This window comes from Streptomyces sp. NPDC040405 (assembly GCF_055595765.1).
In genome coordinates, this window is the sequence record NZ_JBVIVI010000003.1 from 871,703 (window position 1) to 896,418 (window position 24,716).

Annotated in this window: 22 protein-coding genes; 16 read left to right on the forward strand and 6 right to left on the reverse strand. The window is 71.4% G+C overall.

All coding sequences use genetic code 11. From position 1 onward, the window contains the following. Window positions 1-29: 29 nt before the first annotated feature. Together ACZ59A_RS17415 and ACZ59A_RS17420 are read right to left on the reverse strand one after the other, a co-directional pair. A complete protein-coding gene (locus ACZ59A_RS17415) occupies window positions 30-791 on the reverse strand; it encodes an ArsR/SmtB family transcription factor (protein WP_470959706.1) in 762 nt (253 codons plus the stop codon). Window positions 792-887: 96 nt separating this feature from the next. Continuing rightward, window positions 888-1,394 carry a mycothiol transferase gene (locus tag ACZ59A_RS17420; RefSeq protein ID WP_470959505.1) on the reverse strand — a complete coding sequence of 169 codons (507 nt, stop codon included), beginning with the start codon at window positions 1,392-1,394 and terminating at the stop codon, window positions 888-890. Window positions 1,395-1,462: 68 nt separating this feature from the next. On the opposite strand from ACZ59A_RS17420, the gene ACZ59A_RS17425 reads away from it, so the two are divergent. Further along, window positions 1,463-2,224 (forward strand): hypothetical protein, encoded by a 762-nt coding sequence (locus ACZ59A_RS17425; RefSeq protein ID WP_470959507.1) that lies wholly within the window; start codon window positions 1,463-1,465, stop codon window positions 2,222-2,224. Between the two features lie 81 nt (window positions 2,225-2,305). On the opposite strand, the gene ACZ59A_RS17430 is transcribed toward ACZ59A_RS17425, so the two are convergent. Beyond that, window positions 2,306-3,106, reverse strand: coding sequence for a maleylpyruvate isomerase family mycothiol-dependent enzyme (locus ACZ59A_RS17430; RefSeq protein ID WP_470959509.1), 801 nt, complete (start codon window positions 3,104-3,106; stop codon window positions 2,306-2,308). A gap of 215 nt (window positions 3,107-3,321) precedes the next feature. Here ACZ59A_RS17430 and ACZ59A_RS17435 point away from each other — a divergent pair, with 215 nt between their 5' ends. Then, window positions 3,322-4,257 (forward strand): LysR family transcriptional regulator, encoded by a 936-nt coding sequence (locus tag ACZ59A_RS17435; RefSeq protein ID WP_470959511.1) that lies wholly within the window; start codon window positions 3,322-3,324, stop codon window positions 4,255-4,257. A gap of 37 nt (window positions 4,258-4,294) precedes the next feature. On the opposite strand, the gene ACZ59A_RS17440 is transcribed toward ACZ59A_RS17435, so the two are convergent. Together ACZ59A_RS17440 and ACZ59A_RS17445 are read right to left on the reverse strand one after the other, a co-directional pair. Further along, the gene (locus tag ACZ59A_RS17440; RefSeq protein ID WP_470959513.1) at window positions 4,295-6,991 is read right to left on the reverse strand and encodes a carbohydrate-binding protein; all 2,697 of its coding nucleotides are present in this window, start codon (window positions 6,989-6,991) and stop codon (window positions 4,295-4,297) included. 205 nt (window positions 6,992-7,196) lie between these two features. Next, complete coding sequence (locus tag ACZ59A_RS17445) at window positions 7,197-7,940, reverse strand: IclR family transcriptional regulator (RefSeq protein WP_470959707.1); 744 nt, start codon at window positions 7,938-7,940, stop codon at window positions 7,197-7,199. 161 nt (window positions 7,941-8,101) lie between these two features. On the opposite strand from ACZ59A_RS17445, the gene solA reads away from it, so the two are divergent. The 12 genes from solA (at window position 8,102) to ACZ59A_RS17505 (ending at window position 21,281) form a co-directional block, all read left to right on the forward strand. Further along, window positions 8,102-9,235: an N-methyl-L-tryptophan oxidase gene (solA, locus tag ACZ59A_RS17450; protein WP_468045748.1), complete on the forward strand. Its 1,134-nt coding sequence runs from the start codon at window positions 8,102-8,104 to the stop codon at window positions 9,233-9,235. A 20-nt stretch (window positions 9,236-9,255) separates the two neighbouring features. Next, the gene (locus tag ACZ59A_RS17455; protein WP_470959516.1) at window positions 9,256-10,281 is read left to right on the forward strand and encodes a succinylglutamate desuccinylase/aspartoacylase family protein; all 1,026 of its coding nucleotides are present in this window, start codon (window positions 9,256-9,258) and stop codon (window positions 10,279-10,281) included. Then, complete coding sequence (locus ACZ59A_RS17460) at window positions 10,281-11,375, forward strand: ABC transporter substrate-binding protein (protein ID WP_470959518.1); 1,095 nt, start codon at window positions 10,281-10,283, stop codon at window positions 11,373-11,375. Before ACZ59A_RS17455 ends, ACZ59A_RS17460 begins: the two co-directional genes overlap by 1 nt. A gap of 28 nt (window positions 11,376-11,403) precedes the next feature. Then, window positions 11,404-12,504 carry an ABC transporter ATP-binding protein gene (locus tag ACZ59A_RS17465; protein ID WP_470959708.1) on the forward strand — a complete coding sequence of 367 codons (1,101 nt, stop codon included), beginning with the start codon at window positions 11,404-11,406 and terminating at the stop codon, window positions 12,502-12,504. Window positions 12,505-12,507: 3 nt separating this feature from the next. Beyond that, window positions 12,508-13,446, forward strand: coding sequence for an ABC transporter permease (locus ACZ59A_RS17470; protein ID WP_470959520.1), 939 nt, complete (start codon window positions 12,508-12,510; stop codon window positions 13,444-13,446). After that, window positions 13,443-14,306 carry an ABC transporter permease gene (locus ACZ59A_RS17475; protein WP_470959522.1) on the forward strand — a complete coding sequence of 288 codons (864 nt, stop codon included), beginning with the start codon at window positions 13,443-13,445 and terminating at the stop codon, window positions 14,304-14,306. The genes ACZ59A_RS17470 and ACZ59A_RS17475 overlap by 4 nt, the downstream gene beginning before the upstream one ends. After that, window positions 14,303-15,697: an aminotransferase class III-fold pyridoxal phosphate-dependent enzyme gene (locus tag ACZ59A_RS17480; protein ID WP_470959524.1), complete on the forward strand. Its 1,395-nt coding sequence runs from the start codon at window positions 14,303-14,305 to the stop codon at window positions 15,695-15,697. Before ACZ59A_RS17475 ends, ACZ59A_RS17480 begins: the two co-directional genes overlap by 4 nt. Window positions 15,698-15,728: 31 nt before the next feature. Next, window positions 15,729-16,703, forward strand: coding sequence for a succinylglutamate desuccinylase/aspartoacylase family protein (locus tag ACZ59A_RS17485; RefSeq protein ID WP_470959526.1), 975 nt, complete (start codon window positions 15,729-15,731; stop codon window positions 16,701-16,703). Next, window positions 16,700-18,169 carry an aldehyde dehydrogenase family protein gene (locus tag ACZ59A_RS17490; RefSeq protein ID WP_470959528.1) on the forward strand — a complete coding sequence of 490 codons (1,470 nt, stop codon included), beginning with the start codon at window positions 16,700-16,702 and terminating at the stop codon, window positions 18,167-18,169. Before ACZ59A_RS17485 ends, ACZ59A_RS17490 begins: the two co-directional genes overlap by 4 nt. Next, entirely contained in the window at window positions 18,169-19,104 is a 936-nt protein-coding gene (locus ACZ59A_RS17495) for an aldo/keto reductase (RefSeq protein ID WP_470959530.1), read from the forward strand. Before ACZ59A_RS17490 ends, ACZ59A_RS17495 begins: the two co-directional genes overlap by 1 nt. Window positions 19,105-19,133: 29 nt before the next feature. Continuing rightward, a complete protein-coding gene (locus ACZ59A_RS17500) occupies window positions 19,134-19,799 on the forward strand; it encodes a haloacid dehalogenase type II (RefSeq protein WP_470959532.1) in 666 nt (221 codons plus the stop codon). 198 nt (window positions 19,800-19,997) lie between these two features. Beyond that, a complete protein-coding gene (locus ACZ59A_RS17505) occupies window positions 19,998-21,281 on the forward strand; it encodes an NAD(P)/FAD-dependent oxidoreductase (protein ID WP_470959534.1) in 1,284 nt (427 codons plus the stop codon). A 56-nt stretch (window positions 21,282-21,337) separates the two neighbouring features. Here the strand turns inward: ACZ59A_RS17505 and ACZ59A_RS17510 are convergent, their stop codons facing one another. Continuing rightward, a complete protein-coding gene (locus ACZ59A_RS17510) occupies window positions 21,338-22,147 on the reverse strand; it encodes a DeoR/GlpR family DNA-binding transcription regulator (RefSeq protein ID WP_470959536.1) in 810 nt (269 codons plus the stop codon). 212 nt (window positions 22,148-22,359) lie between these two features. Here ACZ59A_RS17510 and ACZ59A_RS17515 point away from each other — a divergent pair, with 212 nt between their 5' ends. Then, the gene (locus tag ACZ59A_RS17515) at window positions 22,360-23,697 is read left to right on the forward strand and encodes an ABC transporter substrate-binding protein (RefSeq protein ID WP_470959538.1); all 1,338 of its coding nucleotides are present in this window, start codon (window positions 22,360-22,362) and stop codon (window positions 23,695-23,697) included. Further along, window positions 23,697-24,716 carry a carbohydrate ABC transporter permease gene (locus ACZ59A_RS17520; protein WP_470959541.1) on the forward strand — a complete coding sequence of 340 codons (1,020 nt, stop codon included), beginning with the start codon at window positions 23,697-23,699 and terminating at the stop codon, window positions 24,714-24,716. Before ACZ59A_RS17515 ends, ACZ59A_RS17520 begins: the two co-directional genes overlap by 1 nt.

Here is a 24,716-nt window from a genome sequence, read left to right on the forward strand (position 1 = left end):
GGATACCGGAGCGGGTAGCAGCGCGGGGATCAGCGCCCCACCGTCCAGGGCTCCCGCGGCAGCGGACTCCCGGTCTCCAGCAGGGACTTGAGGTTGGACAGCACCGCCGCCCAGCCACCGGCCGCCTGCTCGCGCTCGGCCTCGTCGGCCAGGTTCTCATGGGTCACGGTGAGCCGGACGATCTCCTCGTACGGCTCGATCTCGAAGGTGACCCGGGACGGGCCGCCGACGGGTTCCGTGCCGGGGGCCGCCCAGGTGGTCACCAGGCGCTCGGGCGGCACGCTCTCCACGACGGTGCCCACGACGTCGGCGATGCCGCTGCCATCCGTACGCCGGTGTTCCCAGGCCGAGCCGGGCTGCCAGTCGGACACATTGCTGTGGCCCCAGTACGCGGCCGTGACGTCGGCGTCGGTCAGCGCGTGCCAGACCTTCTCCGGGCTGCTTTCGATGTAGATGACGTAGTGGTACGTCGGCCTCTCGGCCATGGCGTCCTCCGCTTGTCGTTTCACCGCGCCGAGCGCTCTCAGGCGGGGGCGCTCGAACTTGTCGATCCACCGTTCCTGCACTTCATAGAGGGGAACGGGGTTGAGGTAATGCAGTTTTTCCCGCCCCCGGCGCACGACGCCGACCAGGTTGGCGTCCTCCAGGACGGCCAGGTGCTGCGTCGCCGACTGCCGTGTCATCGCCAGGCGCTCGCACAGCTCGCCGAGCGTCTGACCGCCCCGCTCGTGCAGGCGGTCCAGCAGATACCGCCGGGTCTGGTCGGCCAGCGCCTTGAAGACCTTGTCCATCTCCGAACTCACGCTTCACGTTATGCAGGCAAACACCTGCATGTCAATGCTCGCTGAAACCGGCCCGCCGGGTCCGCCGGACCGCTCAGCGCCTGCTCAGCGTCTGCCGAGCGCGCCCCGGATATAGGCTGCCTGCCCCACGTGCTGCATGTCGTCCTCGATGACGCTGATCAGCCGCACCCCGAGGGTCACCGGCGGGGTCCACGCCTCGTCCACGATCCGGTCCAGATCGGCGTTGCGCAGCTCCGTTACGTACTCGACCGTCCGCGCGTGCACGGCGTCGTGGTACCCGATGAGCAGGCCGGCCGGTGCCCGGACCTTGGCCACGTCCCGGCCGCGGTGGCCGTAGCCGGTGGCCGCCGGGGAGAACGGCAGCCCGAACCGCTCGTACCAGCCGTCGGCTGTCCAGGTCTGTTCGGTTCCGGCGGCGTCGGAGACGTGGTCGTCCTGGACGCGGGTCAGATGCCACACCAGCCAGGCGAGGGAATTCGCGCCGCTGTCCAGACGCACGGCCAGGTCGTCCGTGGTGAGCCCCCCGACCGCCCCGTGCACGGCCTCCCGCACCCGGCCGAAGGCGTCGGCCAGCAGATCCGCGCTCTTCATGCGTGGCTCCCTCGCTCATCGTCCCCGCCCCGTCATGGTGGCATCCGTACACCTTTTATGCTCGGTGCGTGACATCAACAGGGAACCAGGCACTCGCCGACATACTCGACCGACAGGCCGCCCGTACCGAAGGGGAACAACTGCTCAACGCCATCGTCGACTTCGGGGTATATGTGCCCGTGGACGCGAACGGCTCCGTGATGTTCGTCGGCATGGAGGGAAGCGGCCCGAGCCTGCCCGGATACACCAGCGAGGAGTGCTGCCGGGAGCTGCTCCAGGAGGCCGCCGGAGCGGTGCACTGCGATGTGTCGCGGCTGCTGGACATCGAACAGCAGACCAAGGTGGCGACCCTTTCGGTGTTCTCGCCCGCGGGCTATGCCGGGATTCCCATGTCGCTGCTGCACCAGATCCTCGAGCAGCGCGGCCAGCGGCTCCCGGAGGACCGTACGCTCACCCTCGCCCGGTCCACCCATCCGCGCGCGGTGGCCCTGCGCGACGCCCTGCGCGACCGGCTGCTGGACTTCCCCGAGATCCACGCGGTGTGGATCGCACACGCCCGGTGGAACGAGACCGGCATGGAGCAGCTGATGCTGCACATGGCCGTCGGTTCACAGGCGCCCGAGGGCATCGCCGACCGGCTGATGAAGGCGCTGCTCGCGAACCAGCCCGCGATCGACGGCGAGGAACCCGCCATCGCCCTGCGGGTGGTGGATCCGGTCGCCGAGGCGGAGGCGATCAGGCAGCTCGACACCCTGGGCCTCGACACCGTGCGCGTCGACCCCGCCACCCGGCGGACCGAGGTCATCTCCCAGGAGTACGACCAGCAGTAGGGGACACCCGCGTGGTCACACCGGCAGCAGTAGGGGACACCCGCGTGGTCACACCGGCAGCAGTAGGGGACACCCGCGTGGTCACACCGGCGGGACGAGGGTGAAGTAGCGGTCGGCCATCGCCGGATCGCCCCGCATCCGGTCCAGCCGGTCGGCCGGGATCCGCTGCCACAGGAAGAGCATCAGGTCCGAGGCCGTTCCGGTCAGTTCGAGGTCGTACGGCCCGGCGGTGTCCCCGTCGAGCCGTACCTCGCCGCCCTCGAAGGACACCGTCCAGCCGCCCGGGCCGTCCGTCCGCCGCAGCCGGAACCGCTCGCCCGCGCCCGGTGGTGCCTCCTTCCAGGCGCGCCGGGCCGGGGCCATGACCTCGAACGTCTGGGCGATGGCGTCCGCCGCGAGCGCGGTCTCGACGGGCCCGGGCACCCCGAGCGCACTCTCGGCGTCCCAGCGGTGCAGCGCCGCCTCGATGGTCTGCATCCGCCACCAGAATCCGGCGCTCCGCTCCCGCGACCAGGTCCACACCCGCTGGTCCGGATCGCCGTGACGGATGTGCGCCTCCAGCGCGCGGGCCCCGTCGGCGAACCACTCGACCAGACCCGGCGGCACCGGCCCCCGGTGCGGCCCGCCCTCCGGCACCGGCCAGCCCGCGCGGTCCTCGGGGAGGGCGAACACCGCCACGTCCGTGACGTCCGGCGGCTCCGTCAGCCCGCCCTCGACGATCCGGGTGACGAAGCGGTGCACACCCCCCAGATGCAGCACCAGATCGGCCATCGACCAGTCGGGACACGAGGGTACGAGGGGCGAGGTGCCCGCGTCGGCGGCCCGGCGGGCGGCGGCCTCGAAGGCCAGAATCTCGCGGTGGAACGCGGCGGCGAAGTCCATGCGGTCACTCTGCCCGCCCCGCGAGGAAGGGCAACACCGCCGCGGCCACCCCGTCCGGCACCTCCTCGGCGAGGTCGTGCCCGGCGTCGAATTCGGGACGAGGTGGCGCCAGTGGTAGCCCGTCTTGGGCACACCGTGCAGCTCGGCGCCCGGGGCGTTATCCACGGCCATATCTCGCGACCGGCACGCCAATATCTCCTCGATATCATCGCCCTGTGGAAGCACGACATCTGCGGTACGCCCTGGCCCTGGCCGACCACCAGCACTTCGGGCGGGCGGCCGCCTCCCTCGGGATCGCCCAGCCCCCGCTGTCCCAGCAGATCGCCGCGCTGGAACGGGAGCTGGACGCGCGGCTGTTCGACCGCACGGCGCGCGGGGTGTTCCCGACGGCCGCGGGCGAAGCGTTCCTGGCCAGGGCGCGCCGGGCGCTGGCCGAGATGACGGCCGCCGTGTCCGACGCGGGCCGGGCCGCCCGGGGCGAGACCGGCAGGCTGCGGCTCGGCTTCATCGGCTCGGCGCTGCTGGAACTGCTGCCGTCCCTCCTCGGCCGGTTCACCCGGGAGCGCCCCGAGGTGCGCTTGGGGCTGCACGAGATGTCGACCTGCCGGTCGGCGGCGGCCCTGCTCGACGGCGAGCTGGACATCAGCATCGGGCGTGGCGCGCCCCGGGGCGCCGGTGCCGAGGAGCTGGTGTCGGTCTCGGTCGGCCGGGACCAGCTGGTCGCGGTGGTCGGAGCCGCCCATCCGCTCGCCGGGCAGCCGAAGGTGGGTGTCGAACAGCTCAGAGGGCAGCATCTGATCGTGGCGCCCGAGGACGAGGAGCCGGTGGTCGCCCGCTGGCTCGACGCGCTGCTGGACGACGGATCCGGGGCGGCCGTCCCGCGTGGCGGCGTCACCGACGCCCGCGATGTGCACACCATCATCGGGCTGGCCGCGTGCGGGGTCGGGGTGGGGCTCGGCCCCGCGTGTCTGCGGGTGGCGGCGCGGCCGGGCACCTGGGTGTGCGAGGTGCGGCCGCGCGTGGAACTGCCGGATCTGGTGATGTCCTTCCGCGCCCGGGACCGCTCTCCCGCCCTGGCGGCCTTCCTGGACACCGCCCGGGAACTGTGTCCCGGGGTGGACGAGCGGCTGGAGCGCCTCGGCCGCCGGTGACGGTCGAGGCGCTCCAGGGGGTGACGGGGCTCCGGCCTCAGCGCATCGTCAGCCAGTCCACCGCGGCGACCTTCCGCGCTCCCGTCGCGACGAGGTACACGTCATGCGTGCCGGTGATCCCTCGCGCGAGCCGCACCGACCGCTCCCGCCACCGGTCCGCGCCGCCCGTGTCCCGCACCGGCAGCGTCGCCACCACCGGGCCCTTCGGCTCGTCCAGCCGCAGTCGCAGCGCACAGCCGCCGCCGCAGTCCGCCGACGCCATCCGCACCGTCAGCCGGTCGGGGGCGTCCGCGCCGAACGAGACCTGACGGAAGCCGACCAGGCCGCCGGAGCCCAGCACGCCGGTCGCCGCGTCGCCGCGCTCGCCACCGCGCACCACCTGGGCCCGCTCGGCCTGCAGCGTACCGGCCGCGTCCGGCCCGTCCGCGTACAGCCGGATCTCGTTCACGGCCCACGGGACGTCTCCGGCCGCGGTCAGCTCGATCCGCACGTACCGCGCCGTGCGCGGCGCGAAGACCGCGTCCTGGGTGAAGGAGCGGCCCGCGACGCGGGCGACGGGGGTGCCCCAGTCGTGGCCGTCGCGGCTGACGGACACCGCGAAGCCGTAGGGGTGGCCCGTGGCGTCCAGTCCGGCGTCGACCGCCAGCCGGGAGAAGGTCTTCGCCGCGCCCAGGTCCAGGGTCAGGGACTGCCCGGCGGCCTGGGCGGCGTCCGGCCTCCACTGGGTGGTCTGCACACCGTCGACGGCGGCCGACGCGTCACCGCCGCCGGAGAACGTGGCCTTCCACCCGTCGTTGCGCACCCGCGACTCGCATCCGGGCAGATCGCACCCGGCCGACCAGATCGGCGCCCCGTACTCGTACGCGCCCTGGTCGGGCCCGTCACCGCGTACCCCGCCGGTCACCCCGTCGACCGTCTCGCCCGCGTCGATGGCGGGGGACCCGGCGCGGGGCCACAGCTCACCATTGCGGGTGTCGGTGTAGCGGGGATCATCCGGTGGGGTCAAGTTGTTCCGTACGACAGGGGCCGGATCGCCCGGTCCGGAGATCTCCATCGGGGCGAGCGCCACGTCGTTGCTGACGAACGTACCGGTGGCGTCCGTGGCGCCGCTGAGCCGCACGGCGGTGGAGACCCCCGCCCCGTACGTCGAGTTGTGGTCCCGGTTGCCCAGGCTGACCCCGCTGTGGCCGTTGAAGAAGGTACCGCGGGTGCCGGTGTTGTACGCCACGTTGTGGTGCAGCAGGAACTGGCTGGAGGAGTTGTCGATGTAGTAGCCGACCTGGCCGTCCGCGTCGTGGACGGTGTTGTGGTCGACGCTCGTACCGGTCGCGTCCAGGTTGCAGCACACGTAGAAGGGGCTGCCGTCGCGGGAGGTGCGCATCGCCTCGGACAGGTCGTTGTAGGCGATGCGGTTGTTGTGGAACGGCACGCCGTTCAGCTGCCAGGAGGTGTCGATGCTCGCCCGGCCGGTGCGCCGGACGGTGTTGCGGGTGACGGTCTGGTCGTTGCCGTTGATCTCGATGCCGGGGGTGTAGCTGCCCATCCACCCGACGTCGTGGAGGTAGTTGTTGGTGACGGTGTTGCCACTGCCGCGCAGCAGCACACCGGTGCCCGCGGAGTAGCCGATGTCGCTGTCCCGCAGGGTGTTGCCGGTGCCGAGGATCTGGACGCCGGAGTCGAGCACCCGGGAGGCGACGATATGGCCCTCGCCCGGCGGGATGGCCAGCTCGTCGTCGCGTGGCATGGGCAGGGTGGAGAACTCGGAGATGTAGCGCGCCCGCAACCCCTCGACCAGCACACCGGTGCTCTTCGTCCCGGTGCGCAGTGAGGTGCCCCACAGACCGAGCCCGCGGACGGTGACATGGGAGCTGCCGGCAAGGTCCAGACCCCACTTCTCGTATTTCGCGGTGACCGTGTGGCCCGCCATTCCGCCCTTGGGCGGGACCAGGTAGAGGCGCTTTTCGCCCGTGTCGTAATACCACTCACCGGGCTGGTCGAGGGTGGCTTTCGCGCCCACCAGGTAATAGTTGCGGTAGGTCTGGTCACCCATGCACAGCGGCGTACAGCGGTAATTGCCGCCCTTGAAATCGAGGGCGCCGCCGGAGGCCGCGGTCACGGTGCCGGTCTGCTGGCTCCACGGGTTGGATCCGGCCCACAGATGGACGGTGGCGCCGGTGAAGTCACCGCCCGGCAGGTCGGGGTCGTCGATGTGCTGGTCGGTGGAGGTGCGCTCGGCGACCGCCCAGGACGGATTGAGCGGATCGGGGCCGGAGTTGGGCCAGCGGCCCTCCATGGCCCGGCCGCCGTCGAGGAACAGCGCGTTCTCGTCGCGGGCGAGCGGAAGGGAGACATCTGCGGCCACGAGACCGCCGCCCGCGTCCTTCCAGCCGGTCACGGTCCGCGTCCCGTCGACGGTGACCGGCCCGTCCCCGTACGCGGCGAGGGTGACCGGTGCGCCCGCGCGCCCCGAGGGCGGGGCGACCCGCTCGCGGTAGGTCCCGCGGTGGATCAGACAGGTGTCCCCGGGCCGGACCAGGCCGGTGCACCGGCCGATGGTGCGCAGGGGATGGCGCGCGCTGCCGCCGTCCCGGTCGGAGCCCCAGGTGGCGACGTGGTACGTACGCCCCTGCTGCCCCTGTCCTCCCTGCGCCGTCGCGGTGCCCGGCAGTGCCGCGGTGAGGACGGCCATGGCCGCGACGGCGGCCACGGATATGCGCCTGAGCGTGGATCTCATCTACCGCCTCCAGGGTTCAGGGTCGACCGAAACCTAGGAGAAACATCGGATGAGGTCAACGGAAGGAGGCGAATTAGAGGCGGGGAGAGCAAAAATACCCGCCACAGGTCGGATGTCTCTTCCAGTAAATCGACTTATTGACAAAGAGGTATTCGCTCGCTGAATATGGCCCGGATATCTACTGACATCACTGACATCAAAGGCATCACTCGAAGCGACGGGCGCTGATCTCCGCCGCGGTGTCGGCCACCAGCCGCCCCCACCGGTCCGCCTCCCGCGGGTCGTAGCGGGAGTCCGGCATGGAGATGGCGACGGTGGCCACCGGGACTCCGCCCTTCGCGACGATCGGCGCGGCGATGGCGCAGACGTCGGGCAGGTACTGGTTGCGATTGACGGCGTAGCCGTCCCGCCGGACCCGCTCCAGCTCCTCGCGCAGCTCCTGCGGGTCGGTGATGGTGGCATCGCCGTAGCGGTCCAGGCCGTCCGCGATGACCTCGGCGACCTCGTCGGCGGGGAGAAGGGCGAGGACCGCGTGGCCGGTGGCCGTGGCGTGCATCGGCGAGGTGTCGCCGACTTGATGGTAGGTGCGCACCGCCTGGGTGCAGTCGACCCGGTCGACCATGACCATGCAGCGCAGTCCGTCCGGGACGGACAGATGGATGGTCTCGTCGACCGCGTCGCGCAGTCGGCACATCGGCTCGCGCGCCGCCGCGAACAGGCTCGACCCCTGGTGCGCCGCCGGGCGGACCGCGAGCACCCGGGCGCCGACCTCCCACCGCGTGGTGTCGCCCCGGCTGGCGCGCAGCCAGCCCGCCTCGCTGAGCGTCACCAGGGTGCGCTGCACCGTCGACTTGGGAAGTCCGAAGATCTTCGTCAGCTCGCCGACGGTCACCGGCTGGTGCTGGGCGACCGCTTCGAGGATGCGAAGACTGCGGATCACGCTCTTCATTTCCATCTGGTTTCCGCCATTAACTTCTCGAGTTTTCGCTGCCGATCCCTTGACCGGTCCCTGGAGCGCTGCGACATTGATGCTGCAATCTAGCACGGCATGCCACATTGTGGAACGGGCGGCCGTCTGGGACACCTCGCCACCCACCCCAGGAGGCATCCGTGGCAACGAGGAAGCGGGTAGCGGTCATCGGCACCGGGACCATGGGCAGTCAGGCCATGTGGCGGCTGGCCTCCCGGGGCGCGGAGGTGACCGGCTACGACCGGTACGCCCCCGGCCACGACCGGAGTGCGGCGGGCGGCGAGACCAGGATCTTCCGCAGCGCCCACTTCGAGGACTCCCGCTACGTACCGCTGCTGCGCCACGCCGACGCGCTGTGGAAGGAACTCCAGCGGGAGACGGGACGCGAGCTGCGACGGCTCACCGGATGTCTGCTCATGGGCCCCACCGACCACCAGCAGATGAGCACGGTCCTTCAGTCCATCGCCGAACACGGCCTCGACCACGAGGTGCTGGACACGGACGCGCTGGCCAAGCGCTTCCCCCAGTTCCGCGTCGAGGACGGCGACGCCGCCGTACTGGACCGCAACGCGGGTTTTCTCCGCCCCGAGCTGAGCGTGCACACCGCGGCCGCCCGCGCCGAGCAGCTGGGCGCCCGGCTGCACCGCTACACCCCGGTGCGGGAGGTGGCGCCCGCGGGCGGCGGAGTGGCCGTGACCACCGACCAGGGCACCGAGACGTACGACTCCGTCGTGGTCACCGTCGGCCCCTGGGTCAACGAACTCCTGCCCGACCTGGAGTGGGAGGTGGACATCAGGCGGCTGATCAACGCCTGGTTCCTGCCCACCGCCCACGACTGGCACGGCGCCGAGTCGCCCGCCTTCATCCGCACCGCGCCCACCCACTGCTACGGGCTGCCCTCACCCGACGGCCTCTCGGTCAAGCTCGGCCTGTCCCGGGCCCTGCACCGCGCGGTGCCCGACCCGCAGCGGCTGGACCGCACCGTGGAACCGGAGGAGCTGGCGGTCTTCACCGAGCTGACCCGCCGCTTCATGCCCGATCTGCACCCCGACCCGGTGCGGCTCTCGGTCTTCATGGAGGGCTACACCGAGAGCAGCCGCCCGCTGGTCGGCCCGCTGCCCGCCTGCGAGGACATCGTGCTGCTGGCCGGATTCTCCGGGCACGGCTTCAAGCTCTCGCCCGCCATGGGCGACATCGCGGCCGACCTCGCGCTCGACGGCGACACGCTCCAGCCCATCGACTTCCTGTCCACGCGCGGCCGCACCGCGGCCTGACCCTTCACGGAAGGCAAGAGATGACACTGACCGTCGGTCCGCTGACCGCCGATACCGGCCGCAAGGTCCGGGGCACCGTCCCGGTGGACCTCGGCCCGGTCACGGTCGACCTCCCGGTCACGCTGGTGAGCGGGGCCCGACCCGGCCCCCGCGTCGTGCTCACCGGCGGGGTGCACGGCGGCGAGTTCGCGGGTGTGGACGCCGCCGCGCGGCTGGCCGAGCTGCTGACCCCCGAGGACGTGCGCGGAGAGGTCGTGCTCTGCCCCGTCGCCAACCCTCCGGCCGTCTACCAGGGCCGCCTGGGCACCTCCCCGCTGGACGGCGTCAACATCAACCGGGTCTTCCCCGGCGACCCGGACGGCGGGCCCACCGAGCGGCTGGCCGCCTGGCTCTTCGCCCATCTGCTGCCCGGCGCGGACGCCTACGCCGACCTGCACAGCGGCGGCATCGACGAGACCCTGACCGACTTCGTCGGCTACCGCCTCACCGGTGACGCCGCACTGGACGCCGCCACCCGCTCCATGGCCCACGCCGTCGGCTACCCGGACGTCATCTTCGGCACCGGCGCCACCGGCGGCAACAGCCACGCCGCCGCCGCCCGCCAGGGCGTGCCCGCCATCCTCGTCGAGACCGGCCAGCTCGGCGACCGTGACCCCGCCACGACGCGCACCCTGCTCGACGGCCTCTTCCGGCTGCTGCGCCACCTCGGCACCCTCGACCCGCGGCCGGACACCGAACCGCTCCCCGCCGTCCGCGAGTGGCTGTGGGCCGCGTCCGTGACCTCCCCGGCCACCGGGCTGTGGTACCCGGAGACGGGCCGCGGCGGGGAAGTGGCCGAAGGCCAGAGCCTCGGCCGCGTCGTCGACCCCGCCGACGGCCGGGAGCACAAGGTCACCGCGCCCGCCGCCGGCCGCCTCTTCTACGGGATGCAGGGCCTCACCGTCGCCACCGGCGCCGAACTCGCCGCCCTCGCCACCCCGTACACACCCGACCCCTCGACCACCCCGCTCGACCCGCCCGACCCGCACAACCCGGAGGTGCAGTGATGAGAGATCCCCTGATCGGACGCAGAGCCCTGCTGCGCGGGGCCGGTGGCCTCGCCGCCGTCACCGCCCTGCCGTCGCTGGCCGCCTGTGGCAGCGGCACCAGCCGCGCCGCCAGCGGCGGCGGGAAGAAGACCCTCACCGTCCGCAACAGCGGCGGCACCTACGGAGATGCCAACAAGCAGGCGCTGTACGACGCCTTCACCAAGGAGACCGGCATCTCCATCCAGGTCGTCAACATCCAGTACGCCCAGATGCTGGCCCAGATCAAGCAGGGCAGGCCGCAGTTCGACGTCATCGACGACTCGATGGCCGACTTCATGAAACTCGGTGCGAAGGGCGCCCTCCAGAAGCTCGACCACGACCGGCTGAAGAACTTCAAGAAGGCCCGGGTCGCGAGCAAGCTTGTCACCGACTACGCGATCGGCAAGAACTACTGGGCCAGCGTCATGGCCTATCGCACCGATGTCTTCGGCAGCCGCAAGCCCGAGTCCTGGGCGGACTTCTGGGACACGAAGAAGTTCCCCGGCAGCCGGTCCCTCCAGACCCAGGACGCCGACCTGCCCGAGCTGGAATTCGCCCTGCTCGCCGACGGTGTGCCCATGGACAAGCTCTACCCGCTCGACGTGGACCGCGCGTTCAAGTCCATGGACCGGATCAAGGGGTCGGTGAAGAAGTACTGGGACACCGGCGCGCTCCCCGGAGTGCTGCTCGGCCGCAAGGAAGTCGTGATGACGAGCGTGTGGCAGGGCCGCCTGGACGCGCTGATCAAGGGCGGCAGCCCGATGGCGTACCAGTGGAACGGCGCCCGCAGGCAGTCCAACGGCTGGGGCATCCCGAAGGGCACCGACAAGACCGACGCCGCCTACCAGCTCATCGACTTCTCGCTGCGGCCCGACGTCCAGGCCGCCTTCGCCAAGGTCTACCCGATGGGCCCGGTCGTGCCGTCCGCCTACGACCAGCTCTCCGACGACATCAAGGCCAACCTGCCCAGCTCGCCCGGCCACCTGGAATCCGGGTTCGACCTGGACGTCGCCTGGTGGATCGAACACGAAGACGCCATCAACAAGCGCTGGCTGGAGTGGTCCCGTGCCTGACCTCCACACCGCCGACCCCGCACCCGCCATGACGACCGCGTCCACGCAGACGTCGTCCACCGGCAAGGCCCTGTCCATCGTGGGGCTCCACAAGACCTACGGCGACGCCGTGGCCGTGGACTCCGCCTCGATGGAGATAGCCGCGGGGGAGTTCGTCACCTTCCTCGGCCCCTCCGGCTCCGGCAAGACCACCACCCTGATGATGGTCGCCGGATTCGTCGAACCCGACTCCGGCACCGTCACCGTCGGCGGACGCGACGTCACCCGGCTCGCCCCGCAGAAGCGCGGCTTCGGCTTCGTCTTCCAGCAGTACCTGCTGTTCCCGCACATGACCGTCGGCGAGAACCTCGCCTTCCCGCTGCAACTGCGCGGCGTAGCCAAGGCCGAGATCCGCACCCGGGTGCACGAGGCGCTGGACATGGCGGGCATGGCAGGCTTCGCCGGGCGCCGGCCGCGCGAGCTGTCCGGTGGCCAGCAGCAGCGCGTCGCCCTGTGCCGGGCGCTGATCTACCGCCCGCCGGTGATCCTCATGGACGAACCGCTCGGCGCGCTCGACAAGAAGCTCCGCGACCAGCTCCAGGTCGAGATCAAGGCCATTCAGCGCGAACTCGGCCTCACCGTCATCTATGTGACGCACGATCAAGAAGAGGCACTGGTCCTCTCCGACCGCATCGCGGTGATGCGGGACGGCGGCATCGACCAGTTCGACACCCCGCGCGAACTCTTCGAGCGGCCCAAGACCCCGTTCGTCGCCGACTTCCTCGGCGCCGCCAACTTCCTCCCCGGCCGGGTGATGAAGGGCGACGACAACGCCACCCTGGTCCGCCTCGACCACGGCGGACTGCTCACCGCCCGCCACCACCCCGTCCGCCCCGGCCAGCCGGTCCAGGCCGCCGTACAGCCCGGACGACTCCGTGTCTGCGCCCCCGACCAGGGATTCTGTACCGGCACCGTGGAAACCGTCACCTATGTGGGCACCCTGGTCCGCACCGGAGTACGGATCGCCGAGGACACCCCGCTGCTGCGCCTCGAAGTGCCCGCCGGGCGCGCCCCCGTCTCCGGCGAGCGGGTCGGCCTGACCGCCGACGCCGAGGACATCAACGTCTTCCCGGCAGACCGGGACGGGTGAGCCATGGCCGGATCCCTGGTACGCCCCGCCACGCCCGTACGCCCCCACAGCGCCCCCAAGCCAAGCCGCCCCCGCGGGCTGCGCCACCGGCTGGTGGGCACCCGAAGGGCCCGTATCGGCCTGCTCAACGCCTCGCCGATCGTCCTCTACCTGCTCGTCCTCTTCGTCTTCCCCATCCTGGGCACCCTGCTGCTCAGCCTGAAGAGCAACGACGGCGCGTTCACCCTGCACTGGTACGCGGAGGCGCTGAGCGGCGCCAACCTCTCCGTGCTCCTCACCACCCTGCGGATCTCAGCAGAAACGTCTCTGCTCAGCCTTGCCATCGGCTTCGTCCTCGCCAACGCGCTCTCCCGGCTGCGGCCGATCTGGGCCGGGCTCGTCATGCTGATCGTCGTCGTCCCGCACTTCATCAGCGCCCTGGTGCGCACCTACGGCTGGATCATCCTGCTCGGCGACCACGGCCTGGCCAACCAGTCCCTCACCGGCCTCAAGGTGCCCGGCGCCCCGTTCCGGATGCTCTACAACGAGACCGGCGTGGTCATCGGCACCACCGCCGTGATGCTCCCGTACACCGTCCTGCTGCTGTACGGCGTCATGCGGGGCGTCGACCGGCGGCTGCTCGCCGCCGCGGCCAGCATGGGCGCCGGACGGGTGCGCATCTTCGTCCGCATCTATCTGCCGCTCGTCGCCCCGGGCCTGGCCAGCGCCGGACTGCTCAGCTTCATCCTGTGCCTCGGCTACTACATCACCCCCGCGCTGATGGGCGGCACCAAGCAGACCATGGTGGCCTCCCTCATCAACGACCAGGTGATGAAGCAGGACCAGTGGAACGGGGCGGCCGCCCAGGGCGTCGTCCTGCTGCTCATCACCTTCGCCGGACTGCTGCTGCTCAAGACCGCCGGGTCCATCGGCGCGGGCGCGCGGAAGAGGAGTGCGTCATGATCGGACTGCGTGGCACCTGGACCGGACGGGTCGCACTCACCGCCGCCGCCACCCTCATCCTGCTCTTCCTGGCCCTGCCGATCATCGTCATCGTCGTCACCTCGTTCGGCGGCGACGCCTTCGGCTCGTTCCCGCCCACCACCTGGACCCTCGGCTGGTACCGGGCGCTGTTCGCCGACGGCAGCAAGTGGCCCGCCGCGCTGTCGCTCAGCGTGCTGGTGGCCTCCATCACCACCGTGTTCTCGGTGATCCTCGGCATCACCGCGGCCACCGCGCTGACCCGCAGCGAACTGCCGCTGCGCTCCGCGGTGTACGCCCTCGTCCTCGGCCCGCTGCTGATCCCGCAGGTCGTCACCGCGCTCGGGCTGTTCCTGCTCTTCGAACCCGCCGCCATGCTCGGCAGCCCCATCGCCATCGCGCTCGGCCACACCGTCCTGGCGTCGCCCATCGCGGTGATGATCCTGGTGGCCACCCTGCGCGGCATCGACGAACGGCTGGAGGACGCCGCCGCCAGCATGGGCGCGGGCCGCCTCACCGTGGCCCGCCGGATCACCTTCCCGCTCGCCGCGCCCGGCATCGTCGCGGCCGCCATCTTCTCCTTCATCACCAGCTTCGACGAGTTCTTCATCTCCCAGTTCCTGTCCTCCGCAAGCACCGTGACCCTGCCCGTGCAGGTGTTCAACGCCCTCTCCTACGACGTCGACCCGAGCGTGACCGCGGTCAGTGCCGTGCTCATCGCCTTCGCGGTGCTCGCGCTCGTCCTGGTGGGTCTGGTGCGCTGGATCGGCTCGGGGCGTCAGCATTCGCTGCTGTCGGTGGAGAACACCGCCGGACTCGCCCCCGGAGGCGACGCCGTATGACCAGTACCGAAGCCCTGCCCACCACCGGTCCCGCCACCGCGGAGCGGCATCTGCTGCTCAACATGACGGCCAACGGATCCATCGGCGCCCCGGGCCGCGATCTGTTCGTCGTCACCCGTGGCGAGGGTCCGTACGTCCACGACGCGTCGGGCCGCCGCTACATCGACGGGCTGTCCGGCCTGTACTGCGCCCAGCTCGGCTACGGCTACGCCGACGAGTTCGCCGAGGCGGCCCGCCACCAGCTCGGCGAGCTGTGCTACAGCCCGCTGTGGTCCAGCTCCGCGCACCCCACCGCGCTCGCCCTCGCCGACCGGCTCGCCGACCTCGCGCCCGAGGGCATCGAGTACACCTTCTTCAGCGGCGGCGGCGCCGAGGCCGTCGAAACGGCGTGGAAGATCGCCCGCAAGTACCACGCGCTGCGCGGCGAACCGGGCCGCACCAAGGCCATCGCCCGCCGCGGCGCCTACCACGGGCTGACGCTCGGCGCCCTGTCCTTCACCGACGACCCCGGCCTCACCCAGCCGTACGGCCCTCCGGCCGTCACCACCCGGTTCATCGCCGACACCAACCGCAACCGGCTGCCCGAACCGCTCGACGACGCCGCCTTCACCCAACTCCTCCTCGCCGAACTGGAAGCGGCGATCCTGGACGAGGGCCCGGAGACCGTCGCCATGCTCATCGCCGAACCCGTGCAGAACCGCGGCGGCTGCATCCCCCCGCCCGCCGGGTACTGGCAGGGGCTCAGACGCCTCGCCGACCGGTACGGCTTCCTGCTCGCCGCCGATGAGGTGATCACCGCGTTCGGGCGGCTCGGCGAATGGTTCGGCGGCGACCGCTACGGCGCCCGCCCCGACCTCATCACCCTCGCCAAGGGGCTGACCGCGGGCTACGCCCCGATGGGCGCCACCATGGTCAGCACCCGGGTCGCCGATGTCCTCAACCGCCCCGGCGAGGTGCTCAACCACGGCTACACCTTCGGCGGACACCCGCTGTGCGCGGCCATCGCCCTGCGCAGCATCGACATCATCGAACGCGACGGCATCCTGGCCGGGGTCCGCGCCGGTCAGGACCACCTCGCCAAGCGGCTGGCCGAGCTGAACGCCCTGCCGATCGTCGCCGACATCCGCGGCGAGGGCTTCTTCTACGCCATCGAACTCGCCGGGGACGGCGAGGGCGGCGCCTTCGGCGAACCCCTGCGCGCCGCGCTCGTACGCGACCTCATCCCACGTCGGCTGCGCGAGGCCGGACTGCTCGCCCGCGTCTACGACCGCGCCGCCCCGCTGGTGCAGATCGCGCCGCCGCTCATCAGCGACCGCGAACTGCTGGACCGGATCGTCGACATCATCGGCGCCACCCTCGACGAGGCCGCCACCCACCTTCCCACCGCCTGACCCGCACTCACGGATACGAGGTTCTCCTCCCATGACGACCACCGACGTCACCCCCTACACCATCGGCCCCGTCACCTGCGCCCCCGGTGAACGCGCCCAGGGCCTGATCCCGGTCGGCGCCCACTCCTACGGCGTCCAGATCGGCATCCCGCTGCTCGTCGTCAACGGCACCACCCCCGGCCCGGTGCTGTGCGTGGACGGCGGCATCCACGGCGACGAGTACGAGGGCATGGAGGCCGTCCGCCGCGTCATCGCCGGCACCGACCCCACGACGCTGCGCGGCACCCTCGTCGGCATTCCCTGCGTGAACACCCCCGCCTTCGAGGCCGGAGCCCGCACCAGCGGCCTCGACTACGCCAACCTCAACCGCATCTTCCCCGGTGACGCGGACGGCTCGTACTCGCTGCGGCTCGCCGCCACCTTCGTCGACCAGGTCATCCCCGCCATCGACGCCCTGGTGGACCTGCACACCGGCGGCACCTTCGGCGAGATCGCCCCGCTGACCATCGTCCAGGGCGGCTACGAGGAGCTGGCCACCCCCATCGGCCTCGCCGCCGGACACGACCTGATCTGGAAGGGCGGTTCCTGGGGCGGCACGGCCCGGCTGTCCACCCTCCAGGCGGGCAAGCCCGCCATCACCATCGAGGCGGGCGGCGGTACGTACCGTGAGGAGACAGTGGACCTCCACGTCGGCTCGGTCCGCAACATCATGCGCCAGCTGGGCATGGTCGAGGGCGAGGCGGAACTGCGCACCGACTACACGGCGGTGAGCGGCACGTTCGCGCGCTCGGCGGACGGCGGCTTCTTCGTCGGCCACGCGGGACCCGGCGAACAGTGCAAGGAGGGCGATCTGATCGCCACCATCAGCGACCACTACGGCACGGTACTGGAGGAGGTACGCGCCCCCTGGGACGGCATCGTGCTGTGGGTGCGCCGACTGCGTACTGTACGTCCCGGCGACGAGGTGGTCATCTTCGGCGGCGTCGAAGGGGAGATCCGGCCATGACGGCGGAGCCCGTCACCGAACTGCTCATCGACGGCAAGCCCGTCCTCGCCGCCGACGGTGCCACCTTCACCGTCCTCGACCCCGCCCACGGCACCCTGATCGCCCAGGTGGCCAAGGCGGGTCCGGCCGATGTGGACCGGGCGGTGGCCGCCGCCCGCGGCGCGCTGGAATCGGCCGACTGGGCGCGGCTGCGCCCCGCCGACCGGGGGCGGCTGCTGTACCGGATCGCCTCCGAGATCCGCGCCCGGGCCGCCGCCCTGGCCCGGCTGGAATCGCTGGACGTGGGCAAGCCGCTGAGCCAGGCGCGGGCCGACGTGGAGGCCGCCGCCCGCTACTTCGAGTTCTACGCGGGCATTGCCGACAAGCTGGGCGGTACGACCGTACCCCTGGGGCCGGGGCTCCTCGACTACACCGTGCGGGAGCCGATCGGGGTCTCCGGGCAGATCATCCCGTTCAACTACCCGCTTCAGAACACCGCCCGGGGCAGCGCCCCCGCCCTCGCGGCGGGCTGCACCGTGGTGCTCAAGCCGTCCCCGGAGGCGCCCCTGACGCCGCTGGAGATCGGCCGCATCGCGCTGGACTGCGGGGTGCCGCCCGGGGTGCTCAACGTGGTGCCGGGGGACGGCGAGGCCGGCGCGGCCCTCTCCGGACACCCCGGTATCGACCAGATCACCTTCACCGGCTCGGTGGCCACCGGCATCTCCGTCGCCCGGAGCGCGGCCGCCAACGTCGTCCCCTCGGTGGTCGAGCTGGGCGGCAAGTCCCCGAGCGTGGTGTTCGCCGACGCGGACGTGGACTTGGCGCTGGGCGCGGTGGCGGGCTCGGTGTTCGGCAACGCCGGACAGACCTGTTCGGCCGGTACCCGGCTGCTGCTCCAGCGCGGCGACGGATTCGCCGAGCAGTTCGTCGCCCGGCTCGTGGCCCACGCCGAATCGCTCCGGCTGGGGCCGGGCCCGGCCGATCCGGATCTGGGCCCGCTGGTCTCCGCCCGGCAGCGCGACCGGGTCGAGGGCTATCTGCGGCTGGCCCGCGAGGAGGGCGCCGTGGTCCGTACCGGCGGCGGCCGCCCGGACGATCCGGCGCTCGCCGACGGGTACTTCATCCGGCCGACCGTGCTCACCGGCCTGACCAACGACACCCGCACCGCCCAGGAGGAGATCTTCGGCCCGGTCATCACCGTCATCGAGTTCGATGACGCGGCCGACGCCCTGGCCCTCGCCAACGACACCCCGTACGGCCTGTCCTCCTACGTCTGGACCCGCGACATCACCACGGCGCTGCGCCTCGCCGACGGGATCCGGGCCGGGCAGGTCAACATCAACGCGGTGGGCGTGGGCACCGGAGTGGAGCTGCCCTTCGGCGGCTACAAGCACAGCGGCTGGGGACGCGAGAAGGGGCTGGCCGCGCTGGACAGCTACACCCAGCTGAAGAACGTGTGCATCGGCTTCGGCGCGGGGGAGGGCTGATGCGCTACCGGCAGCTCGGGGACACCGGGCCACGCGTCTCGGTGGTCGGCCTCGGCGGCAACAACTTCGGCTCACGGCTGGACGAGGACGCCACCCGGGACGTCGTCCACGCCGCGCTGGACGCGGGCATCACCCTCTTCGACACCGCCGACACCTACGGCGGATACGGCGGGTCCGGCCAGGCGGGCGACAGCGAACGGCTGCTCGGCGCGGCCCTCAAGGGCCGTCGCGACACCGTGGTGCTGGCCACCAAGTTCGGCATGGCCATGGGGCCGGACTACGACCGCTTCGGCCCGCGCGGCTCCCGGGCGTACCTCCGGCACGCCGTGGAGATGTCGCTGCGGCGGCTCGGCACCGACTACATCGACCTGTACCAGTACCACGAGCCGGACGGTGTCACCCCGGTCGCCGAGACCGTCGCCGCGCTGGAGGAACTGGTGGCCGAGGGCGTGGTGCGCCACTACGGCTGCTCCAACATGACGGGGCCGCAACTGGTGGCCGGGTTCGCCTCCACCCAGGTCCGCTACCACCTGCTGGACCGCACCGCCGAAACCACGCTGACCCCCGCCGCCACCCGGCTGGGCACCGCGCTGCTGCCGTACTATCCGCTGGCCAACGGCCTGCTCAGCGGGAAGTACCGGCGCGGCGAGCCCCCGCCGCCGGGCAGCAGGCTCTCCTGGCGGGAGGGCTGGCTGACCGACGCGGCCCTCGACCGGGTCGAGGCGCTGACGGCGTACGGCGCCGAGCGCGGCCTGCCGCTGCTGCGGGTGGCGGTCGGCGGGCTCGCCGCACTCCCCGGGGTGGGCTCCGTGATCTGCGGAGCGATGACCCCGCACCAGGCCACCGCCAACGCGGCGGCGGCCGAATGGATACCCGACGCGGCCGATCTGGCCGCCCTCGACGACATCGTGGCCCCCGGCGAACGGGTGGTCTGACACACATGACAACCAGTGAGGTGGAGAACATGCGCCAGGTAGTGACCTTCGACGCCTATGGCACCCTTGTCGATTTCGAACTCGTCCCAGCCACCCTGAAGGCGCTCGGCGACCGGCTCGATCTGGACGGGCTCGACGTGGACAAGTTCATCGACAACTTCCGGGTGATGCGCTTCCAGGCCGTGCTGGAGGCGTATCGCCCGTACGACGAGGTGCTGCACTCCAGCCTGGAGAAGGCGATGCGGCTGCACGGACTGGAGTTCCGCGCCTCCGACGGCGACGCCCTGGTGGCGGCCGTGTCCGGCTTCGGCCCCTTCCCCGAGGTGCCGGAGGCGCTGCGGGCGCTGAAGTCCCGCTACGAGATCGCCATCATCTCCAACACCAACGACGATCTGATCGCACAGAACATCGCGCGCATCGGCGTGGACTTCGACCATGTGATCACGGCCCAGCAGGCGGGGGCGTACAAGCCGTCCCGGGAGACCTTCGAGTACGCGTACAAGACCATCGGCGTCGACCCGTCCCAGGTCATCCACACCGCCCAGGGCTGGGAGTACGACCTCATCCCCACCCGTGACCTGGGCCTTGCCCGCCGGGTGTGGATCAACCGGTTCGGCCGCCAGGGCAGCACCGCCTACCAGCCCTACGACGAGCTGTCCGACCTCTCCGGCCTCCCCGCCCTGCTCGGCTGCTAAGGGGGTGTCGTGCCGGTCATGCCGGGCTCCCGACGCCTGGCACGGCACCTCGCGGCGCCGCGCTCGTCGCACGCAGCGCCGCTGCGCTCTCCTCACGCGGCTTGCGATGCTCCCCCAGCTACCGCTGGGAGGTGCCCCCTGCACCAGACGCCGCTCGCTGATCCGGCCTGACCGACACGACACCCCCTGGAGCACCACATGAAGCAGATCCCGTACTGGCTCGACACCGCCCCGCCGTTTCCGGACCGCTCCGGCAGGGAGCTGCCGGACGCGGTGGACGTGGCGGTGATCGGCGGCGGACTCACCGGTCTGTCGACCGCCCTCCACTCCGCCCACAAGGGCGCCGACGTCCTGCTCCTGGAGAAGGACAAGATCGGCTCCGGTGCCTCGGGGCGCAACGGCAGTATGTGCACCCAGGGCATCACCATCTCCACCGGCGAGGCGCGCAAGCGCTACGGGCAGCCGCGCGCCCGTGAGCTGTACGACGCCTTCCGCGAGGCGGTCGACGTCGTCGAGGAGCTGACGGAGAAGGAGGGCATCGACTGCGACTTCAACCGGTGCGGCCGGCTCGGCGTGGCGTACAAGCCGGAGCACTTCGAGCAGAAGAAGGCCCAGCAGCGCGATCTGGCCGACAACTTCGGCCATGAGACGGTGCTGCTGAGCCCGAGCGAGCTGCGTGCCGAGCTCGGCTCGGACTACTACCACGGCGCGCTGCTGGACCCGCTCAGCGCGGGACTGCACGTCGGCAAGTACGTACACGGCCTCGCGGAGGCCGCCGAACGGGCCGGGGCGCGCCTCCACGAGCGCAACGCCGCCACCGCCGTGACCCGCGACCGGGACGGCTCCTTCCTGGTGGAGACGTTGCACGGCACCGTCCGGGCGAAGCAGGTGATGGCCGCCACCGACGCGTACACCGACCGGTCGCTGCCGTGGTTCCGCAAGCGGCTGGTGTCCGTCGGCAGCTTCGTCATCGTCACCGAGCCGCTGGGCGAGGAGCTGGCCCGGGAGATCATCCCGAAGGCCCGGCTGGTGGTCGACTCCAAGAACATCGGCCACTACATCCGGCTCACCCCCGACAACCGCCTCGCCTTCGGCGGCCGGGCCCGCTTCGCCCCCTCCGACCCGGCGTCGGACCGCCGCAGCGGAGCGGTGCTGCAGCGCGAAATGGCGGAGATATTCCCGCAGTTGAGCCGGACGCGCATCGACTATGTGTGGGGTGGCAGCGTCGGGTTCTCCTACGACCGCATCCCGCACGCGGGCCAGGCCGGGGGCGTGTACTACTCCATGGGCTACTGCGGCCACGGTGTCCAGATGGCCACGTACATGGGCCGGGCCATGGCCGAGGTGATGGACGGCCACCCGGAGGCCAATCCGCTGCGCGGCATCGGCTTCCCGAAGATCCCGGTGCCGTTCTACAACGGGACGGCCTGGTTTCTGCCCTTCGCCGGGGCGTATTACAGGGCCAAGGACCGGCTCATGTGATCCCCCGGAAGCCCCCGCGACACCGGACCCCCGCCGTGCCACCGCGCCCGGCGGGGTCAGCCGTCCTCGGGGAGATACGGACCGGCGAGGGTGACCTCGGCCCGGTCCAGGGCGAGGGCCAGCTCGCCGCTCGGCGGCCGCTCGCTGACCAGCACGTCGATGCGGCTGAGCGGGCAGATCAGGGCCAGCGCCCGGCGCTCGAACTTGGCCGAGTCCGCCAGCACCACGATCCGGGACGCGGAGTCCATCATCTCCTGGATCATCTGGGCCTCCGGGATGTTGGACACCGAGAGCCCCGAGGCGCTGACTCCGCCCACCGCGATGAGCGCGGTGTCGGCGCTCACCCCGGCGGTGTCGGGGAAGCGGATCGGGCCGATGGTGACCAGCGCGGTGGTCCGGCAGCCGCCGCCGAGCACGAACAGATCGCGCAGGGCCTGAACCGGGACCATCCCCGGCACCCGCAGATTGTTGGTGACGATCGTCAGCCCCCGGTGGCCGCCGAGCGCGGCCACCGCCGAGAGCACCGTGGTGCCGCCGTTGACGAGCAGCGTCTCGTTGTCCCGCACCAGACGGGCGGCGGCCGCCCCGATCGCGTCCTTGGCCTCCCGGCGCTCGTTCATCCGGTCCGCCACCGGGCTGTCGGCCGTGGCCAGCTCGCCGCCCGGCACCGCCCCGCCATGGGTGCGCGCCACCAGGCCGCGCGCCGCGAGATGGTCCAGATCGCGCCGTACGGTGTCCACCGAGACGGCGAACTCCTTCGCCAGCTCCCCGATGGTGGCCTGGCCGCGCTGCTGGATGAAGGCGGTGAGGTCGGCCCGGCGGCGTGCGGGCAGATGCACCGCCCGGGTCCCCTCTGCTGACGTCATCGTGTGCTCCCCCTTCTCGACACTGCGCACTTCTCGACACTGTGCAACACCGCAGATTCTTGCACCTTACCGCAAGAAGCTGCAGCACGACCCTTGACCGAGGGATCCCGCCCGCCGTAGCTTGCAGCAAAGAGCCGCATAAACCAGCGCTACTTTGTACGTCTTTCTGCGTACCCCTTGAAGAGCTTTTGCGCCGCGTCACTGGAGTCGCCGTGGAGCCGCACCCACCCACCCATCCCGAGCCACCGTGGACCCGCCGCCGGGCGCTCTCCACCGGCGCCCTGGCCGCCGGCGCCGTCGCCGCCACGCCCCTGCTCAGCGCGTGCGGGGGTGACGAACCGGCCCGGCGGGTGAGTGGCGGTGGCGGTCGGCGGACCGAACTCACCTTCGCCTGCGCGGCGTTCACCGGTGGCGCGGCCGGTATGCAGTCGTTCGCTGACCGCTACAACGCCGCCCAGAGCCGCTACCGGGTGACCGTCCGCAATCTGCCGCCGCCCAGCTCCAGCACCGAATGCCATCAGCAGCTCACCCAGCTGCTGGCCCGCAAGGACGGCACGGTCGACGTGTTCGCCCAGGACGTGGTGTGGATCGCCGAGCTGGCCGCCGCGGGCTGGGTGCACCCCCTGGACCAGGACGTCTCCAACGCGCTCCGGCGCTCCTTCTTCCCCGGTGTGGTCGAGGCGTGCACGTACCAGGGCCGTCTCGTCGCCCTGCCCTGGTACGTGGACGCGGGCGGTCTCTACTACCGCACCGACCTGATGCGGGCACTGGGCCGCAAACCGCCGACCGGCTGGCACGAACTGGCCGACATCGCGGCCGAGATGCAGCACCGCCGGGTGCCCATGGGCTATCTGTGGCAGGCCAAGCAGGCCGAGATCCTGCTGTGCGACCTGGTCGAGTTCATCGCCTCCAACCGCGGCCACATCATCGACCCCTCGGGCGCGGTCGGCGTGGACAGCCCCGCGTGCGTCGAGGCCGTCCAGTTCATGCGCGACCTGGTGTACCGCTACAAGGTCAGCCCGTCCGAGGTGTTCTCGTGGGACGAGGAGCCCAGCCGCCGCCCGTTCACCGCGGGCCGGGTCGGGATGATGCGGCACTGGAGCTATGTCTACGGCGTCTCCCAGAACCCGGACCAGTCCAAGGTCGTCGGCAAGGTCGACGTCGCCCCGCTGCCCAGTTTCCCCGGCGGCACGTCCTCCTCCTGCCTCGGCGGCTACCAGCTCGGTGTCGCGGCGGGATCCCGCAACAAGGAAGGCGCCATGGACTTCCTGCACTGGCTCGCCGGTACCGAGGCACAGCTCGCCTTCGCGCTCGACTTCGGCAACGCCCCCTCCCGCGTCTCGGTCTACGACGAGAAGAAGCTGGCCAAGACCCAGCCCGCGATGGTCAAGCTGAAGGAGGCGTTCGGCAACGGCGTGCCCCGCCCGGTCACCCCGCACTACTCCCGGGTCAGCCTCGCCCTCCAGTCCGCGGTCTCCCGCGCCCTGGTCTACGGCGATGTGCGCGGCACCCTCCGCTCCGCCCGGCGCGACCTGGAGGCGATCGTCTGATGGGCCACCTCGCCTTCTTTCACAGAACGCCCGGAAACTCCCCGCTGCGCGGCAAGCACCGCGCCCCCTCCCTGGAACAGCCGCAGCTCACGCCCGATCCCGACGCCCCGCGCCGCCGCGTGCCCAGGCGCGAGTCCTCGTCCGCGGGCCCGCGCCTGACGGGCATCGTCCTGCTGGCGCCCGCGCTCGCCGCCGTCCTCGCCGTCTCCCTCTATCCGGTGCTGCGCACCCTGTGGCTGTCCCTGCACGACGCGGGATTCTCCACCGGATCGCACTTCACCGGCACCGCCAATCTGTCCCGGCTGCTCGGCGACGACCTGTTCTGGAACGCCTGGTGGCGCACGGTGGCCTTCGCCTTCGGCACCACCCTGGTGGAGACCGCGCTCGGCATCGGCTTCGCCCTCGTCCTGCACCAGTCCTTCCGCGGCCGCGGCTGGGCCCGCGCCGCCGTCCTCATCCCGTGGGCCATCCCCACCGTCGTCACCTCGCGGATGTTCGGCTGGATCTTCGACGGGCAGTCCGGTGTCGCCAACTATCTGCTGACCCGTCTCCATCTGACCGACGGATACGTCAACTTCCTCGGCAACCCGCACACCGCCCTGCCCACCATCGGGCTCGCCGACGTCTGGAAGACCACCCCGTTCATGGCGCTGCTGGTGCTCGCCGCGCTGCAGACCGTGCCGAAGGAACTGGGCGAGTCCGCGAAGATCGACGGTGCCTCGCCCTGGCGCACCTTCCGCTCCGTCACCCTGCCGGTGATCGCGCCCGCCCTGCTGATCGCCGCCCTCATCCGGGTCCTCGACGCCTTCCGGGTCTTCGACCTGCCGTACGTCCTCACCGGCGGCGGGCCCGCGGACTCCACCGAGACGCTGTCCACCTTCGGCTACAAGACCCTCTTCTCCGGCCTCGAACTGGGCTACGGCTCGATGATCGCCACCGCCGCATTCCTCACCGAAGTGCTCATCGCCGCGGGCTTCGCCTACTACCTGAGCCGGCGCTACCGCGCCCTGGAGGGCTGA

Coding starts and splice junctions, on each gene's coding strand:
- ACZ59A_RS17415 (WP_470959706.1), bottom strand. CDS start 791: ATGGACAAGGTCTTCAAGGCGCTGGCCGACCAGACCCGGCGGTATCTG.
- ACZ59A_RS17480 (WP_470959524.1), top strand. CDS start 14,303: ATGACCAGTACCGAAGCCCTGCCCACCACCGGTCCCGCCACCGCGGAG.
- ACZ59A_RS17430 (WP_470959509.1), bottom strand. CDS start 3,106: ATGGACTTCGCCGCCGCGTTCCACCGCGAGATTCTGGCCTTCGAGGCC.
- ACZ59A_RS17460 (WP_470959518.1), top strand. CDS start 10,281: ATGAGAGATCCCCTGATCGGACGCAGAGCCCTGCTGCGCGGGGCCGGT.
- ACZ59A_RS17475 (WP_470959522.1), top strand. CDS start 13,443: ATGATCGGACTGCGTGGCACCTGGACCGGACGGGTCGCACTCACCGCC.
- ACZ59A_RS17510 (WP_470959536.1), bottom strand. CDS start 22,147: ATGACGTCAGCAGAGGGGACCCGGGCGGTGCATCTGCCCGCACGCCGC.
- ACZ59A_RS17485 (WP_470959526.1), top strand. CDS start 15,729: ATGACGACCACCGACGTCACCCCCTACACCATCGGCCCCGTCACCTGC.
- ACZ59A_RS17495 (WP_470959530.1), top strand. CDS start 18,169: ATGCGCTACCGGCAGCTCGGGGACACCGGGCCACGCGTCTCGGTGGTC.
- ACZ59A_RS17505 (WP_470959534.1), top strand. CDS start 19,998: ATGAAGCAGATCCCGTACTGGCTCGACACCGCCCCGCCGTTTCCGGAC.
- ACZ59A_RS17490 (WP_470959528.1), top strand. CDS start 16,700: ATGACGGCGGAGCCCGTCACCGAACTGCTCATCGACGGCAAGCCCGTC.
- ACZ59A_RS17455 (WP_470959516.1), top strand. CDS start 9,256: ATGACACTGACCGTCGGTCCGCTGACCGCCGATACCGGCCGCAAGGTC.
- ACZ59A_RS17500 (WP_470959532.1), top strand. CDS start 19,134: ATGCGCCAGGTAGTGACCTTCGACGCCTATGGCACCCTTGTCGATTTC.
- ACZ59A_RS17440 (WP_470959513.1), bottom strand. CDS start 6,991: ATGAGATCCACGCTCAGGCGCATATCCGTGGCCGCCGTCGCGGCCATG.
- ACZ59A_RS17445 (WP_470959707.1), bottom strand. CDS start 7,940: ATGAAGAGCGTGATCCGCAGTCTTCGCATCCTCGAAGCGGTCGCCCAG.
- ACZ59A_RS17470 (WP_470959520.1), top strand. CDS start 12,508: ATGGCCGGATCCCTGGTACGCCCCGCCACGCCCGTACGCCCCCACAGC.
- ACZ59A_RS17420 (WP_470959505.1), bottom strand. CDS start 1,394: ATGAAGAGCGCGGATCTGCTGGCCGACGCCTTCGGCCGGGTGCGGGAG.
- ACZ59A_RS17465 (WP_470959708.1), top strand. CDS start 11,404: ATGACGACCGCGTCCACGCAGACGTCGTCCACCGGCAAGGCCCTGTCC.
- ACZ59A_RS17520 (WP_470959541.1), top strand. CDS start 23,697: ATGGGCCACCTCGCCTTCTTTCACAGAACGCCCGGAAACTCCCCGCTG.